Source organism: Salipiger mangrovisoli (genome assembly GCF_015223355.1).
GTDB classification, from domain to species: Bacteria; Pseudomonadota; Alphaproteobacteria; order Rhodobacterales; family Rhodobacteraceae; genus Salipiger; species Salipiger mangrovisoli.
This window is the reverse complement of sequence record NZ_JADFFK010000007.1, coordinates 13,955-29,030: the sequence shown is the minus strand read 5'-3', so window position 1 is coordinate 29,030 and position 15,076 is coordinate 13,955. Positions and strand designations below refer to the sequence as shown.

The 15,076-nt window shown below is 65.5% G+C and carries 14 protein-coding genes; 11 read left to right on the top strand and 3 right to left on the bottom strand.

Features of this window, described 5'->3' with window-relative positions; genetic code table 11:
* Positions 1-34: 34 nt before the first annotated feature.
* Positions 35-1,162, bottom strand: a complete 1,128-nt coding sequence (locus tag IQ782_RS10545) for a hypothetical protein (RefSeq protein ID WP_194134600.1) — start codon at positions 1,160-1,162, stop codon at positions 35-37.
* A gap of 519 nt (positions 1,163-1,681) precedes the next feature.
* Between IQ782_RS10545 and IQ782_RS10540 the strand changes: the two genes are divergently transcribed.
* The 3 genes from IQ782_RS10540 (at position 1,682) to IQ782_RS10530 (ending at position 3,049) form a co-directional block, all read left to right on the top strand.
* Positions 1,682-1,969: a hypothetical protein gene (locus IQ782_RS10540; RefSeq protein WP_194134599.1), complete on the top strand. Its 288-nt coding sequence runs from the start codon at positions 1,682-1,684 to the stop codon at positions 1,967-1,969.
* 129 nt (positions 1,970-2,098) lie between these two features.
* Positions 2,099-2,386 (top strand): hypothetical protein, encoded by a 288-nt coding sequence (locus IQ782_RS10535; protein WP_194134598.1) that lies wholly within the window; start codon positions 2,099-2,101, stop codon positions 2,384-2,386.
* Between the two features lie 48 nt (positions 2,387-2,434).
* A complete protein-coding gene (locus IQ782_RS10530; protein WP_194134597.1) occupies positions 2,435-3,049 on the top strand; it encodes a LysE family translocator in 615 nt (204 codons plus the stop codon).
* Positions 3,050-3,158: 109 nt separating this feature from the next.
* On the opposite strand, the gene IQ782_RS10525 is transcribed toward IQ782_RS10530, so the two are convergent.
* The gene (locus IQ782_RS10525) at positions 3,159-4,229 is read right to left on the bottom strand and encodes a Leu/Phe/Val dehydrogenase (RefSeq protein ID WP_194134596.1); all 1,071 of its coding nucleotides are present in this window, start codon (positions 4,227-4,229) and stop codon (positions 3,159-3,161) included.
* A 242-nt stretch (positions 4,230-4,471) separates the two neighbouring features.
* On the opposite strand from IQ782_RS10525, the gene IQ782_RS10520 reads away from it, so the two are divergent.
* A complete protein-coding gene (locus IQ782_RS10520) occupies positions 4,472-4,933 on the top strand; it encodes an Lrp/AsnC family transcriptional regulator (RefSeq protein ID WP_338092569.1) in 462 nt (153 codons plus the stop codon).
* A 67-nt stretch (positions 4,934-5,000) separates the two neighbouring features.
* On the opposite strand, the gene IQ782_RS10515 is transcribed toward IQ782_RS10520, so the two are convergent.
* On the bottom strand, positions 5,001-6,290 hold the full coding sequence (locus IQ782_RS10515) for an O-acetylhomoserine aminocarboxypropyltransferase/cysteine synthase family protein (RefSeq protein ID WP_194134595.1): 1,290 nt from the start codon (positions 6,288-6,290) through the stop codon (positions 5,001-5,003).
* A 308-nt stretch (positions 6,291-6,598) separates the two neighbouring features.
* On the opposite strand from IQ782_RS10515, the gene IQ782_RS10510 reads away from it, so the two are divergent.
* The 7 genes from IQ782_RS10510 (at position 6,599) to IQ782_RS10480 (ending at position 14,903) form a co-directional block, all read left to right on the top strand.
* Positions 6,599-8,293, top strand: a complete 1,695-nt coding sequence (locus IQ782_RS10510; RefSeq protein WP_194134594.1) for a calcium-binding protein — start codon at positions 6,599-6,601, stop codon at positions 8,291-8,293.
* Between the two features lie 568 nt (positions 8,294-8,861).
* Positions 8,862-10,379: a multicopper oxidase family protein gene (locus IQ782_RS10505; protein ID WP_240989231.1), complete on the top strand. Its 1,518-nt coding sequence runs from the start codon at positions 8,862-8,864 to the stop codon at positions 10,377-10,379.
* Entirely contained in the window at positions 10,360-10,668 is a 309-nt protein-coding gene (locus tag IQ782_RS10500) for a c-type cytochrome (protein ID WP_194134592.1), read from the top strand. The genes IQ782_RS10505 and IQ782_RS10500 overlap by 20 nt, the downstream gene beginning before the upstream one ends.
* Positions 10,650-11,342 (top strand): phytochelatin synthase family protein, encoded by a 693-nt coding sequence (locus tag IQ782_RS10495; protein ID WP_194134591.1) that lies wholly within the window; start codon positions 10,650-10,652, stop codon positions 11,340-11,342. Before IQ782_RS10500 ends, IQ782_RS10495 begins: the two co-directional genes overlap by 19 nt.
* A complete protein-coding gene (locus tag IQ782_RS10490; RefSeq protein WP_194134590.1) occupies positions 11,339-11,824 on the top strand; it encodes a hypothetical protein in 486 nt (161 codons plus the stop codon). Before IQ782_RS10495 ends, IQ782_RS10490 begins: the two co-directional genes overlap by 4 nt.
* Positions 11,821-13,437 carry a GMC family oxidoreductase gene (locus IQ782_RS10485; protein ID WP_338092568.1) on the top strand — a complete coding sequence of 539 codons (1,617 nt, stop codon included), beginning with the start codon at positions 11,821-11,823 and terminating at the stop codon, positions 13,435-13,437. The genes IQ782_RS10490 and IQ782_RS10485 overlap by 4 nt, the downstream gene beginning before the upstream one ends.
* On the top strand, positions 13,434-14,903 hold the full coding sequence (locus IQ782_RS10480; protein WP_194134588.1) for a hypothetical protein: 1,470 nt from the start codon (positions 13,434-13,436) through the stop codon (positions 14,901-14,903). Before IQ782_RS10485 ends, IQ782_RS10480 begins: the two co-directional genes overlap by 4 nt.
* Positions 14,904-15,076: the final 173 nt, after the last annotated feature.

Below are 15,076 nucleotides of genomic sequence, written 5' to 3'. Positions count from 1 at the left end.
GCCGCGCCTGCCCCCGCGACTCTCCCCGCACCTGTCATCTCCGGCGCAGCAGATCGAGACTCGCCATCAGCCGTGCCAATTCCGCCTGCCGTGAAACCCCGGTCTTTGCGAAAACCGCCTGGAGTTGCGCGCGGACGGTGTTCAGGCTGACCTGCCGCGCGTCCGCCGCCTCGCGCAGGGTCAGCCCCAGCTTGATGGACCTCGCAAGCCCTGCCTCGGCCGCCGTCAGATCGTAGAACCGCTGAAGATCCGCCGCATCGACGGATCCTTCCTCGGCGCCGCTGTGCAGGGCCAGGATGCCAAACCGGTCTGTCGGGGGCACGCCGAACTCGCAGACCCGCTCCTCGCTCAACGGCGCAGCGAGCACCCTCAGCGAGTGGCCGCTGCCCTGCCCCAGCACCGCGCTGTCGCCGATACCGCCGCGGATCGACTGTACCAGCCTGCGCAGCCGCGCGCGGTCGGTCGGCGAAGCTGCGGTGATCCTGGAATGCACTGCTGCAATCGGCGCGGGACCGGACAGGAGCGCGTCCGCGGCGCCATTTGCGAAGACCAGCCCCCCCGACCCATCGACCACGAGAACCGGCACCGACAGCGCGTCAAGCGCCTGCCCCAGCAACGCGCCGCGTGCCTGAGTCCAGCGGAGGGTTCTGCGCAGCGCCAGGGCGCGGCAGAGATGCGGCGCGAGCATTTCGACAAAACGGAAATCGGCGTGGTCATGCGCCCCGGCGGACCGCGACCGGGCAAGCCATATGGAGCAGACCCTGCTGCGATGCCGCTCGAGGTTGATCCCAACCACATGGTGCAGGCCCGACGGCTGCCACACGTCGTTGAACAGCTCGGTGCGCTGGACCTCCGGGCTCGCAAGCAGCGGATCGCCGTGGATCGGCTTTCCGACGGCTTCCACCATCGTCCAGTCCGCGACAACATTCCTGTCGGACAGCGCCTGCATGTAAGGCACGTAGAACGGGTCGAACCCATGGGCGACCTCAACGCAGCCGCCCGTCTCGCCACGATCGCACAAGACAGCGATGTGATTGCCGCTCGCCCGAGAGACGAGGTCGAGCATCCGCAGCAGCGCATCTTCCTGGAACGCGACATCGTAGATGCCGCCAAGCATTTCATGAAGCCCCGGCAGGGGGCCGGAATCCTTGCGATCAGGCATATGCGTCGCCTTCCCAGGGAACCAGGCTCATCAGCCGGATTTGTCACGCTGGTACAATGCGCGGAAAGATACATTACTTTCGTCATTTCGCAAAACCACAGGTTGAGCTCCCCTTTTGGGGACCTATCCAGGCGCCGGCGGCTGCACGCAAATTGGCGGCACTGTCACGCTCAAATCCTGCGTCGCTGCGCGAGACTGACGGCGCGCTCCCCCTCAGTGGCCACGCGATTTCCTTGCGGAATTGCTCTGAGGTCTGACCTTTTAAAAACGCTCCGCATCTTCTTATTGACACAATTCCGAGGAAACCCGCGATGATGCTCCCTTCCAATTCATTAACTTTCCACAAACCCAATCACAAGAATGGAGCGACTTCCCATAAAAATATAGGGCTTTCCCTAAAATATCGGTTCGCTTACGCAAACAACGCGAGACATCGTCCATATGAATGACGCGCAGAATTTTTGCGCAGGGTAAGGTTATCGAGTCGTCCGTTTCTTACTCCGGAGGATCGCACGTCTCATGTTCACAGAGCTTGTCGGCTACCTGGCCTGCACCTTGGTGCTGCTGACGTTTTGCTGCGGCGACACGGTCCACCTTCGAACGCTGGCGATAACCAGCAACCTGTGCTTTCTCGCCTATTCCGCGCTGTCGGGCCTGCTGCCGATAGGACTGCTGCACGCCACGCTTCTGATCATCAATGCGCGCTTCCTGCGGATTGAGATCCAACGCCGAAGACCCCGTCCGCACCGCCGCGGGCCCCAGCCGATGACACGCGCGAAGTTTTCAGGGCAATATACTGATAAATAACATAGATAACCCCTCAATTGCAAGCGGAAGGTTCAGATCCCACTGCCCATCGCGACAAGTAGACCTATCGCACGACGGTCTGGACCCGGCGCGCCGCCGGATTGGCACCACAGAGAAGCGAGTGGAACGATGCATAGCTTTCTGACAATTTTGGCGACCTATTACCTTTGCTCCGCCATGATGGACCTCGGACCGCTTCCCGAAGACCAGGCTCTTCGCTGCAGCACCGCCACGGCGTCGATCGGAGCCAGCTTCATCACACCCGAAGAGCTCTCTCACATTTCAGAAATCGCGCTCGCGCAAAACCAGATGATGAGCAGAGGACTTTCAAGATTCCAGTCTTGGCAGGCGGAAAATCGCGACATGGTGGAGGACTTTGAAGACACCGCGCGAAATATATTCCTGACTATGCAATAGACCGTCCCCTATTCCATTTCGACCACAAACATTCGACTGGAACATTCCATGGATTCCCTGGCAATCCTTTTCCTGTTTGGTGCCAGCCTCGCAAATGCGGCGGCGCCCGGACCCTGCATTGTCTTCACAATCAGCCGCAGCTCTGCCTCGGGTCTGCGCAGCGGCATGTGTGTGACCGGCGGGATCCTTGCGGCAGATGCCATCATGGCCACGATCTCGGTGCTGATGGTGCTCGCATCGACCACGCTGCCCGCCGGGGTCGACGCCGCGCTCAAGGCCACCAGCATCGCGGTGGTCGCCTATGTTTCGCTGCGCATGATCTTCAATTCCGGCAGGGAGAACCCGGCGTGGCACCGGGAGCCGCCACGGCTCGCCGATTTCTCGCTTGGCTTCACGCTGGCCGCATTCAGCCCGTTCAATCTGGTCTTCCTGATCGCGCTATTGCCGCAAATTCTTCCGGACCGCGCGATGGGTGCGCTGGATGCCGCGATCGTCATCGGCGTCTTTGTCGTGGCCTCGATGCTCGCGCAGCTCGTCGCGGTGACCTCAGGAGCTTTCCTGCACAGAAGCTTGCGCAGGTTTGGCGTGTGGCTCGAGCGTGCGGGCGGCCTTCTGATCGCGGCGATCACGATCGCGTCCCTGTCAGCAAGCGCGATTCCCTAGACGGCGCACGCTCACCGTCAGGCACAACGCGGCCGAAGCAGAAGCTCGGGCCGCGTTGCGGGACGTCGTGGCGGAACAGCATCCGGGCCGGACCGGCCCGGCTCGGTGATCAGGCGGCGGCGTCCGCGACCTTGCGCGCCTTGGCAAGGATGTCGGTCACCATTTCGTCCGCCACCCGGATCGTCGTCTTGCCTTCTTTCCGGCTGGTCCTGACAATCTCGTCGATGCGGCGCGCGATTTGGACAAGCCGCTCGGCGCGGTACTCCGGTCCGGCGTGATGCACCTCGCCCGCAACGCTGATGATGCCGCCCGCGTTTACCACGTAGTCCGGCAGGTAGAGGCAATCACGCTTCAGCAGGTCTTCGGCGACCGACGGCTCGAGCAACTGGTTGTTGGCAGCCCCGCACACCAGTTTCGCGCTCAGCCGTGCAACGGTCTCATGGGTGAGGACACCGCCGAGCGCGCAGGGTGCGAAGATATCGATTTGCTGGTCGAACACCTCGTCCGGAGCGCAGACCTCTGCCCCGAAGCTGACCTGTGCTTTTTGAGACGCTGCGGCGTTCACATCCGTGACAACCAGAGCCGCACCCGCAGCATGGAGTTTCTCCGCAAGGCTCCATCCGACATGGCCCAGACCCTGCACGAGCACGCGGCGGCCCGTCAGGTCCTCGGTTCCGAAGACCGCACGCGCGCCGATCTTCAGGCATTGGAACACACCTTCGGCGGTGAAGGGCGAAGGATCACCGCTGGCGTGGGCGCCGTGATCGAGACCGACGGCATAGGAGGTTTCCTTGGCAACGATGGCCATGTCCTCGGGAGAGATGCCGACATCCTCGGCGGTGTAGTAGCTGCCGCCGAAGCTTTCGATCGCCCGGCCAAAGGCGCGGAACAGCGCCTCGGACTTGTCGCTGCGCGGATCCCCGAGGATGACCGATTTGCCGCCGCCCAGCCCGAGACCGGCCATGGCGTTCTTATGTGTCATCCCGGCGGCGAGACGCAGCACATCGGTGCGCGCCTCGTCCTTGCTGGCGTAGTTCCACATCCGGCAGCCGCCGACGGCGGGCCCGCAAACGGTGGAATGCACGCAGACGAAGGCGCGCAGCCCGGCGTCCTCGTCCTCGATGTAGACAAGACGCTCGTAGCCTGCGGGGGCCAGTTCTTCGACAAGTTTCAGGGCCATGTGATCCTCTGAGGGGCGTTTTTTGCGACTGGACAGAGTGTCGCATGTCATGGCCGGTGCTTGTCGCCAAACTGGGACGGAATGTCGGGTATCTGAAAGCGCTTTTCCCTATCGCTTCCGACTTTGTCGGAGAATATCGCTTCACTATGATGGCAGAGAGCTCGGACTGCCCGCCTGGTCCGACTCTGGTAGCGAAATCACATTTGCCGGGGCACCCCCCGGCACCTGACGGAGAATCCGGCGTGGCGATCACCCTTGATGAACTAGACCGAAGGATCCTGCGGCTCCTCCAGTCGGATGGCCGCGTCACGGTCGTGGACCTTGCGGAGAAGATCGGCCTTTCCCCCACCCCCTGCAAGCGCCGGATCCAGCGGCTCGAGGACTGCGGGCTGATCAGTGGCTACAGCGCCAAGATCGACCGCAAGGTCGCGGGCTTCGGCGTCACCGCCTTCGTCTCGGTCGAACTGGAGCGGTCGGACGGGCCGGATGTGGAGAAATTCCAGAAGTCCGTCTCTGGGCTCGAGGAGGTGGTGACCGGGATGCTGATGACCGGTTCCCAGGACTTCCTGCTCGAGGTGCTGGTGCGCGATCTCGAGGAATACGAGGAGTTCCTGCAGAAAAAGCTGATGAAGGTCCCCGGCGTGCGCAACGTGCGCTCCCGCTTCGCGCTGCGCAAGTTCATCGAGCGCACCCGCATTCCCTGAGCGCGCGCAGGCCGCGCGGCGGCTCCGGGCCGGTGCCGAGGCACCCGCCCGAAGCTTCAGCGGGCCGTCAAGGGGCCGCCGCGGCCAGCCCCTGATCGAGATCGGCGATGATGTCGGCAACGTCCTCGATACCGATCGAGATGCGCACCACGTTGGGCGCGGCCCCGGCCTTCACCTGCTGCTCGGGCTCGAGTTGGCGGTGGGTGGTCGAGGCCGGGTGAATGATCAGGCTACGCGTGTCGCCGAGATTGGCGACATGGCTGAAGAGCTTCAGGCTGTCCACCAGCTTCACGCAGGCATCGTAGCCGCCCTTGATCGCAACGGTGAAGAGCGCGCCCGCACCCTTGGGCACGACGCGCTGCGCCCGTTCATGCCAGGGAGACGACGGCAGGCCCGCGTAGGTCACCGCTTCGACGCGCGGGTCCCTTTCCAGCCATTCGGCCACCGCCTGCGCGTTCTTCACGTGGCGTTCCATGCGCAAACCCAGCGTCTCTATGCCCATCAGCGTGTAATGCGCGCCCTGCGGGTTCATCGTCATGCCAAGGTCACGCAGGCCCACAGCGATGGAATGGAAGGTGAAGGCCATCGGCCCCAGCGCCGCATGGAAGGTCAGCCCGTGGTAGGCGGGTTCGGGCTGCGACAGCGAGGGGAACTTGTCCGACGCCGACCAGTCGAACTGCCCCGAGTCCACCACGATGCCGCCGGTGACCGTGCCGTTGCCGGTCAGGTACTTGGTCGCAGAATGCACCACCAGCGTCGCGCCGTGCTCGATCGGCTTGCAGAGCCAGGGGGTTGCCGTGGTGTTGTCGACGATGAGCGGGATGCCCGCCTCATCCGCGATCTTCGCCATCGCGCCAAGGTCGGTGACGTAGCCGCCGGGGTTGGCGATGGTCTCGCAGAAGAGCGCGCGGGTGTTCTCGTTGATCGCCGCCTTCACCGCGTCCAGATCGTCGGTGTCGACAAAGCTGGCGGACCAGCCGAAGCGGCGGATGGTCTGGCTGAACTGGGTGATGGTGCCGCCATAGAGCCGCGAGGACGAGACGATATTGCAGCCCGGAGCCATCAGCGGAAAGAGCGCCATGATCTGCGCCGCGTGACCCGAGGAGCAGGCGATGCCGCCCGCCCCGCCCTCGAGCGCGGTGACCCGTGCCGCGAGCGCCGAGACCGTGGGGTTCGTCAGGCGCGAATAAATGTAGCCCACCTCTTCGAGGTTGAAGAGCCGCGCCGCATGCTCCGCGTCGCGGAACACGTAAGACGTGCTTTGGTAGATCGGCACCTGCCGTGCGCCGGTGGCGGCATCGGGTTCCGTGCCGGCGTGCACGGCAAGCGTGTCGAAGCCGGGTGTCCTGTCTGTCATGTAGGTCTCCTCCCTTACCCAGCGGCACGTTAGGCAAGAGGTGCGGTCGCGGCAATGCCCAGGATATGGCCCTTCCGCCGCGGCTGCCTTCCGCCTGTCAGCGCCTTGCGTACGGCGCAGCTGAAACAATCGCGCAGGTCGAGAAACCAAAGCGCACAACCGCAGCCTGCGCCGAGTCGCAACTGAAACAATCGATGCTTGCGCGATTCAGTGCTGAAAACGGCGCGAAACGTGAATCGCGCATCCAGTCCCTGTCGCCTTGCGACGCTCAACCACCGCAGAACGCGGCAACATGACTGGACAAAGAAATGGCAAATCCGATCTATCTCGACAACTGGAGCAATACCTTCTTCGGCACGAATTTCGGTGAGGAAATTCATGGCCTTGGCGGGAACGATCACATCTCTGGAGACGGTGGCAAGGACACCATCTACGGTGGTGACGGCAACGATTGGCTCTACGGCGGAGAGGGCGATGACCGCATCTATGCCGGCGCGGGCGATGACTGGGTCGAAGGCGGCGCCGGGGCCGACTTCATGTATGGCGCGGGCGGCTCCGACCGCCTGCTCTATTCGGGCTCCGATGCGGCGGTGACGGTCGATCTCTACTACGGCATCGGATCCGGTGGCCATGCCGAGGGCGACCGTTTCAACGGCTTCGAACACGTCTACGGCTCTGACTTCGCGGACTGGCTCTACGGTGACAACGCCGGCAACGTGCTCAGCGGCAAGGACGGCGATGACCACCTGTTCGGCCGCGGCGGCAACGACACGCTCTACGGCGGCGCGGGGGTCGACATCCTCGAGGGCGGCTCGGGCAATGACTACATGCGCGGCGGCGACGACACCGACTCGATGACCGGCGACAGCGGCAATGACAGGCTCTACGGCGACGCCGGCAACGATCTCATCTCGGGCGGCAGCGGTGGCGATACGATCGACGGCGGCGCAGGCTCGGACATGGCCTCCTACATCACCTCCTGGGAGGGGGTCACCATCGATCTCGACAGCGGCAACGTGGCAGGGGGCGAGGCCGCCGGCGACAGCCTGATCAGCATCGAGAGCCTCTATGGCTCGAACCACGACGACGATCTCCGCGGCGACGCGCAGCGCAACTCGCTGGCGGGCAACGATGGACAGGATTACCTCGACGGACGCGGCGGCGATGACAGCCTCTACGGAGGCAACGACCAGGACATCCTGAGCGGCGGCAGCGGCAACGATGACCTGCACGGCGGCGCTGGCAACGATGTCCTGATGGGCGGCGCGAATGACGACCTGATGGAGGGCAACGCCGGGGATGACAACCTCTACGGCGACACCGGCAACGACGACCTGCGCGGCCAGGATGGCGACGACTTCCTCTTCGGCGCGGCGGGCGCGGATGCCATCGACGGCGGCGCCGGCTTCGACACGATCTACTTCTCCGGCTCCACCGGCGTGAACGTCAACCTCGCGGCAAAGAGGGGCTGGTGGGGCGATGCCGAGGGCGACACCTACACCAATGTCGAGAAGGTCATCGGTACGGGCTACGCCGACCTTCTGACCGGCGACAACGCCAACAACGAGTTGCATGGGGGCGGCGGCAATGACGTGCTCTCGGGCTATGCGGGCACGGATATCCTCAATGGCGGCGCGGGCAACGACAAGCTGCGCGGCGGCGGCGGCCAGGACGTGCTGACCGGAAGCTACGGCGCCGACCTGTTCCAGTTCTGGAGCGCCACGGATTCCAACGGCGCGGCTCGCGACACGGTCACCGACTTCGGCTTCGGCGGTGCCGACAGGATCGACCTGAGCGTGCTCGACGCCGACTTTCGCATCGCCGGCAACCAGGCTTTCGAGTTCATCGGAAGTGCCTCCTTCGACGATATTGGCCAGGTCCGGAGCTTCCAGAGCGGCGGCAACACCTTCGTCTGGGTGAACCTCGATCTGGACACCGCCCCCGAGATGGAAATCCAGCTGACCGGGCTGCACGCGCTGGATGCCGCGGATTTCGTGCTCTGAGCTTTTCCCCACCGGCAAAAGGCTCCCCCGTCCAGGGCGGGGGAGCTGTTTTCATGTGGGAACGCTCCCCCGCGGAACGCGAACCGCCCGGCAGTACGGCGTGCCGTCGGATCGCCGCTACGCGGCGGTCCGCAAGAATGACACCGAAGCAATCGCGTTGCTTTCGACCGGGGCCGCCGCCAGCATGGCGCCGCACGGCATGGCATTCTGGCCACAGCCATCCCGGCTGCGAAACGGTAGGAGACCGGGTCAGTCCTGCCCTTCCCGGCTCAACGAACCGTAAAGGATTCGGACCTAAACATCCTGAAGTCATGGAGAAAACCACGACGCGCGAGCGGGAGCGGACCGGCCCGTCCGAAGCGCCATCGTGTCCTGTCCGGTTCGTCAGGTGCTATTGTTGCCAATCCGGAACCAGTCTGTGCGCGCATAATAGGTATCTTAATCTCGCATAGGTAGTATGCACGAAAGACATCGCATCACGCCTCTTGAATTCCGGACCTACAGACATATGCCGCAGGCCAAGCCCACTCCGACAAGCGCTCATGGATCAGGGCTTTCGCGCAGAAGATTGCTGCTCTCGTCGGCATCCGCCGGAGGGGCGCTCTGCCTTGGTGCAGGCGCGGTGTCGCGCGCCTTTGCCCAGGCGACCGAGAACGAGATCCCGGCGCGCTCGCCGCTCGGCCTCGCCTCGGACTTGCCGAACCCGCGCGAAGTTCACTCCGTCAGCGGGCGGTTCAGGCTCGATCTGACGATGAAGCAATCGCAGGTCGAACTGCCCTACGCCAAGGCCAAGCTGCGTCTTTACGAGGGCGAGATTCCCGGCCCGACCTTCCGCGTTCTGCCCGGCGACGACATGGAGATCACCCTCCACAACGACATGCCGCCGAATGCCGACCCGTCTCCGGCGGTGCTCAATACGCCGAACGAGTTCAGCACGACGAACCTGCATTTCCACGGATTCCACGTCAGCCCCAAGGGCAATTCCGACAACGTCTACCTGCAGATTCACCCCGGCGAGAGCTTCAACTACATCGTGCGCCTGCCCGAGGATCACCCGGCGGGCAACTACTGGTACCATCCGCATCGGCACGGCTCGGTGGCGCTTCAGGTGGCCTCGGGGTGCGGCGGAATGATGATCGTCGGCGGCACGCTCGACGAGGTGCCCGAGGTGGCCGCCGCGATCGAGCGGGTGCTCGTGTTCCAATGTCCGGTTGTCGACCCCAAGGCCGAGGATCTTGACAGCTACGACACCATCTGGTCGCTGGACGCCGAACGCTACTGGCTGGTCAACGGCCACTATCACCCGCGCATCTACATGCGGGCGGGCGAGGTGCAGCACTGGCGGATGCTCAACGCCGGCGACCAGCAGTTCCTGCCGATGCGCCTCGACGGGCTCGAACTCCACGAGATCGGATTCGACGGCAACCCCTACCCCGAGGCGCGACAGACCGACGAGATCTTCCTTGCGCCCGGCAACCGCATGAACCTGATGGTCAAGGCGCTGGAGCCCGGCAGCTACACGCTGCGCCGCCCGGCCTTCAGCCAGGGCAAGCAGCCGCTGGACGAGGTGCTGATGGCCGAGGTCATCGTGCTGCCCGCCGACACCAGCCGCATCGCGCCCGACGTGAAGATGGGCACCGAGCTGCCCAAGGGGCCGCTGCCGAAGAACAAGGTGCTCACCGATATCCCCGACGACGAGATTGTCCGCACGCGGCAGATCGTGCTCGGCGTCAGCGACGTGGAAGGCATGTTCAAGGACACGGTCTTCACGCTCAACGGCGAACCCTTCGATCCGCAGCGCGACGACATCGTCGCCAAGCTGGGCGAGGCCGAGGAATGGGAGCTGGTCAACACCACGCCCTTCCCGCACCCGATCCACGTGCACGTGAACCCGATGCAGGTGATCAAGATCAACGGCGAGCCGCTGGCCAATCCGCAATGGCAGGACACCATCGCGGTTCCGGCGGCGGGCACGGTCACCCTGCGCATGCGCTTCACCGATTTCGACGGGCGGTTCGTCATGCACTGCCACATCCTGCCACATGAAGACCTGGGAATGATGTTCAATGTCGCCATTCAGGCCTGAGCTTGCCCTGCTCGCGCTGCTCGCCCCCTGCGCAGCCTTGGCAGAGGAGACACCTGCTGTTCCGTCCAGCGTCTCGTCCTGCGTGTCCTGCCACTCGGCCGACGGCAACCCGCTGGTCGCGGGCGTGCCGATCCTCGCCGGTCAGCGCGAGGACTACCTGCAGAGCGCGCTGAAATCCTACCGCTCCGGCTACCGCAAGGGTGGCATGGCCGACGTCATGGGCGTCTACGCCAAGGAACTTTCCGACAGCGACATCGAGGAGATCGCAAAATGGTTCGCCGCAAACTGATCGCCGCCCTGCTGGGGCTGACGCTCGCCGGGCCGGTGATGGCTGACGATCTCGTCTACCTGACCAGCGAGGAAGGCGAGGCGCGCCTGCTCGGTACCGAGCTAAACCGCGACTACTTCCCGCTCGCGTCCTATCTGGAGTTCGAGCAGATCCTGACCTTCTGCGGCCCGGCCTCGGTCGCCGCGGTGGCGAACTCGCTGGAGATCTCGCGCCCCTCGCCCGACCGGCTCTACCCGTGGACCCTGTTCACCCAGGACACGCTGTTCAACGAGGCCAACCAGAAGCTGAAACCCTATGCCATGGTCGAGCACGAGGGGCTGACCCTGGCCGAGCTCGACACCTTCATCGAGAACCTCGGGATGAAGGCCGATCACCATTTCGCCGACGAGACCCCGGTGGACGCGCTGCGCGCCGCGCTGAAGTCCACCCTGTCGGACCGCAATGCCCGCTTCATCGCCAACTACTCGCGCAAGGCCCTGCCGCAGGAGGGCGACGGCCACATCTCGCCTGTGGCCGCCTATGACGAGGCGACAGACAGCGTGCTGATCCTCGACGTGGCGAAGTACAAGTATCCGCCGGTCTGGGTCTCGGTGGAGACGCTGCACGCGGGCATGATGATGGTCGACAGCGGCTCAAACCGCTCCCGCGGCTTCATCGTGGTTTCGGCGCCGTGACCCCCGCCCCGAAGACCCGTCGCGCCGTGCTGGGCGGCGGGGCCAGCCTCCTTGCAATGGCCGCCCTGCCGGGCGGAGCGCTGGCGGCCTCGCTGAACGCGGCGCGCGACCGGGGGATGTTCCGCTCGATCCTCTACGCGCTCGCGGGCCCGGTCGAGGTCGCGCCGCAGCTGCTGGAAAGCGTGACCGCGCTTTTCGAGGCGAAGTTCGGCCCGGCGGCGGTGGACGTGCTTTCGGCCCATGCCGCGCAGGCGGGCGTCGCGCCGCTGCTCGAGCCGCAGGAAAACGCCGCCCGCGAGGCGCAGCTGCAATGGCTGACCGAGGCGCTCTTCACCGGCACCGCCGACCCCGAGGACGACAACGCGCGGATGATCAACTACCCGCTCGCTCTCGGCTGGAAATCCCTCAGCTTCGGCAAGGCGCCGGGGCTCTGCGCCGGGCCGGAGTTCGGCTACTGGCAACACGAATGGAGCGCCGCGTGACCGGACCTGCTGACCTCTCCGCCGACATCGTCATCGTCGGCTCGGGCATGGGCGGCGCGCATCTGTCGCGCAGCCTCGCCGAGGCCGGGCGCGACGTGCTGGTGCTCGAGGCCGGGGGCCGCAAGACCCGCGGCGAGTACCTCGCGGATTTCTACGAGAACCCGGTGAAGGGCCCGCAGGCGCCCTACCCCAGCCAGGACTTCGCGCCGCATCCCACCGACACCGACTACGACGCCTTCTACGATCAGGCGGGACCGGCGCGCTTCGTCGGGGCGTACCTGCGCATCTACGGCGGCACCAGCTGGCACTGGACCGGCTTCGCCGACCGGCTGCGCCCAGAGGACTTCAAGGCCGCCACGCTCTACGGGCGCGGCGCCGACTGGCCGATCAGCTACGACGACCTGCTGCCCTACTACCGTCAGGCCGAGGAACGCTGGGGCGTCGCTGGTGATCCGGCCCACACCTGGGGCGCGCCGCGCGCCGCCGATGATCCCTACCCGATGCCGCCCATCCCCGCCTCGTTCATGGACAAGCAGATACAGGCGCAGGCGCTCGACGCGATGGGGCTCAACGCGGCGATCTTCAGCCATGCCCGCAACTCCGAAGTGCACGACGGCCGCCCGCCCTGTTGCGGCAACAACACCTGCGTGCCGATCTGCCCGATCGGGGCGAAATACGACGCCTCGGTCGACATGGACAAGGCCATGGCCGCCGGTGCGCGCATCGAGCTGCAGGCGCTGGTGACCCATGTCGCGGTGGGTGCCGATGGCAAGGTCAGCGGCCTGACCATCCGCCGCCCCGACGGCACCACCCAGAGCGTCACGGCGAACACCTACGTGCTGGCCTGCCATGCCATCGAAACCCCGCGCCTGTTGCTGAATTCCAAGCAGGAAACCGCCCCGAACGGCGTCGCCAACGGCAATGACCAGGTGGGGCGCTACCTGCTGTCGCAGTGGAACATCGATGTCTGGGGCGAGGTGCGCGACCCCGTCTACCCCTATCGCGGACCGCAGCAGACCTCGGGCATCACCGAGTACCGCGACGGCGCCTTCCGCAAGGACTACGCGCCCTTCGGCACTTCCTTCATGAACAACGGCTGGAGCGGCAACGCCGACGCCACCAAGCTCTCGAAGGAGCTGATCGCCAAGGGGATGCGCGGCGCGGCGCTGGTCAAGGCGCTCGACAGCCAGATTGCGCGGCACGTGCGGCTCAACTCCTCGGCCGAGACGCTGGGCAGCCCCGACAACCGCATCACCCTGTCGGACCAGCTGGACAGCGCCGGCATCCCCAAGCCGCGCATCGCCTTTACCGTGGACGACTATACCAACGCCGGGATCAAGGTGGCGACCGAGGTCTCCCGCGAGGTGCTGACGCGCATGGGCGCACCCGAGGTGCAAACCGACGATCCCTACCTCTCGAACGCGATCATCGGCGGCACCACCCGCATGGGCACCGACCCGAAAACCTCGGTGGTGACCCCCGACCTGCGCAGCCACCAGCATGACAACCTCTACATCCTTGGAGCCAGCACCCACGTGAGCTGTCCGGTCAACGCCCCCTCGCTCACCATCGCCGCCATGGCGATCCGCCTTGCCGGGCATCTCGGGGCATGAACGGCTTGGGACTCCTCCTGCTGGTGCCGCTGGTGCTGCTCGGCAACGGGCTGCGCTCGGTCATCGCCTCAACCGTCTTCGTATCCGAAGGCAGTTTCGCCAGCTTCCTGTCGATCACCGTCGAGGCCACGGCGGCGATCATGGAGCTCTTGATGGGCGCGGTGCTGGTCTCGCTGCTGGTTGCGCCCTGGCTGATGCGGCGCATCCCCGCACGGCGTCTGGCGGTCTGGATGTGCCTGTTGGCGGGCGCTGCGGCGCTGGGACTTGCGGCGCTCTTCAAGTTCGCGCCGCCCGTGGATACCCGCGTCGCGCTGGTGGTGCTGCTCTTCCCGATGGCCGGCTTCGGCCTTGCAACGCTGGCGCCTATCTCACAGGCCTGGACCGGCCTCGGCGGACCGCGCTGGGACAAGTTCCTGACCGGGGTCTGGTCGGTCGCCATGCCGCTGGCCTTCCTCGTCACGCCGCAGCTTGTCCGGGTGGTCGCCCCCCGGCACGGGCTCGACAGCTTCTTCGCCGGTTTCGCGGTGATCGTGCTGCTGCTGATCGGCGCGATCCTCCTGCTGCGCCGGGGCGCACCCGAGGGCGCCGCACCGGAGGCCTCCGACGCGACCCCGGTGCTGCTCTCGGGCCGACTGATGCTGGCCGCGCTTCTGGCGCTGCTGCTCTTCGAGGGGCTGACCTTCCTCACCTCTCTGAAGACCATCACCTCGCCGCTGGTGGTGCCGCTTGCCGCGGTCTTCGCGGTGAGCCTGGTCTATCTCGTCCGGGTCTGGAAGGCCGAGCCGCGCCGCGCGACCGGCGACGCGGGCACCTCCCGGCGCATCCTCGGGCTCTTCCTCGCGCTCTTCCTGCTCAACGTGGCGACGACCGGCTTCTTCGACACCGCCTACCTAATCCGGCACGCCTGTTCGACGACGCTGATCGACGACCGCGCCACGCTTGCCGCGCTGGCGCAGGTGATCGCGGCGACCGGCACCGCGGCGGCGCTTGCCCGCTGGTCCCTGCACCTGCCGCTCATCGTCGCGGGCATCGCCATCGCCGCGCTGGGACTGCTGTCCTACCTGGCCTATCCGGGCGTGCTGGTGCTGAACGTCTTCCAGATTCCCGACAACACCATCTTCATCGGCTCGCGGCTCTTTACCGGCTTCGGCAGCGGCATTGCGACCACCGCCACGATCTTCGCCGTGGGGCGCATTGCCGGCCCCAAGAGCGCGGCGCATCTGTTCCTGGCCTTCGTGATCATCATCGGCACCGAGATCGGTCTCGAGGGTTTCGAGATGCTGAGCCAGATCGTCACCCTGTCGGATGCCAGCACGCTGCCGCCCTATGCGCTGATCTTCGTGCTTCAGGCCGGGATCGCGGTCGCGGCGTTGCTGCCGCTGATCCTGGGCTGTTTCGGGGCGTCAGCGGCTGTCGCGGGCGTCTCCCTGCCCGGACACCAGGACGCCGAGGGACTGAAGGGCTGACAGGCGAGTCCCCCGCCAGCGCCGGGGCCATCGATCGCGCTCGAAGGGCCGCTCCCGCCATCGGGAACGGCCCTTCTGTCTTTGGACAGCCGCCTTCAGATCGGAGAACCCCCTCCAATCTTCGCGCAAATATGTCGCCATTTCGTGCACTTGAGACCGGAACCTGCAGCTTT

Bases quoted from the DNA above. Each gene is read 5' to 3' on its own strand.
- IQ782_RS10500 (WP_194134592.1), top strand. From the start codon at position 10,360: ATGTCGCCATTCAGGCCTGAGCTTGCCCTGCTCGCGCTGCTCGCCCCC.
- IQ782_RS10540 (WP_194134599.1), top strand. From the start codon at position 1,682: ATGTTCACAGAGCTTGTCGGCTACCTGGCCTGCACCTTGGTGCTGCTG.
- IQ782_RS10480 (WP_194134588.1), top strand. From the start codon at position 13,434: ATGAACGGCTTGGGACTCCTCCTGCTGGTGCCGCTGGTGCTGCTCGGC.
- IQ782_RS10525 (WP_194134596.1), bottom strand. From the start codon at position 4,229: ATGGCCCTGAAACTTGTCGAAGAACTGGCCCCCGCAGGCTACGAGCGT.
- IQ782_RS10495 (WP_194134591.1), top strand. From the start codon at position 10,650: ATGGTTCGCCGCAAACTGATCGCCGCCCTGCTGGGGCTGACGCTCGCC.
- IQ782_RS10515 (WP_194134595.1), bottom strand. From the start codon at position 6,290: ATGACAGACAGGACACCCGGCTTCGACACGCTTGCCGTGCACGCCGGC.
- IQ782_RS10545 (WP_194134600.1), bottom strand. From the start codon at position 1,162: ATGCCTGATCGCAAGGATTCCGGCCCCCTGCCGGGGCTTCATGAAATG.
- IQ782_RS10510 (WP_194134594.1), top strand. From the start codon at position 6,599: ATGGCAAATCCGATCTATCTCGACAACTGGAGCAATACCTTCTTCGGC.
- IQ782_RS10530 (WP_194134597.1), top strand. From the start codon at position 2,435: ATGGATTCCCTGGCAATCCTTTTCCTGTTTGGTGCCAGCCTCGCAAAT.
- IQ782_RS10535 (WP_194134598.1), top strand. From the start codon at position 2,099: ATGCATAGCTTTCTGACAATTTTGGCGACCTATTACCTTTGCTCCGCC.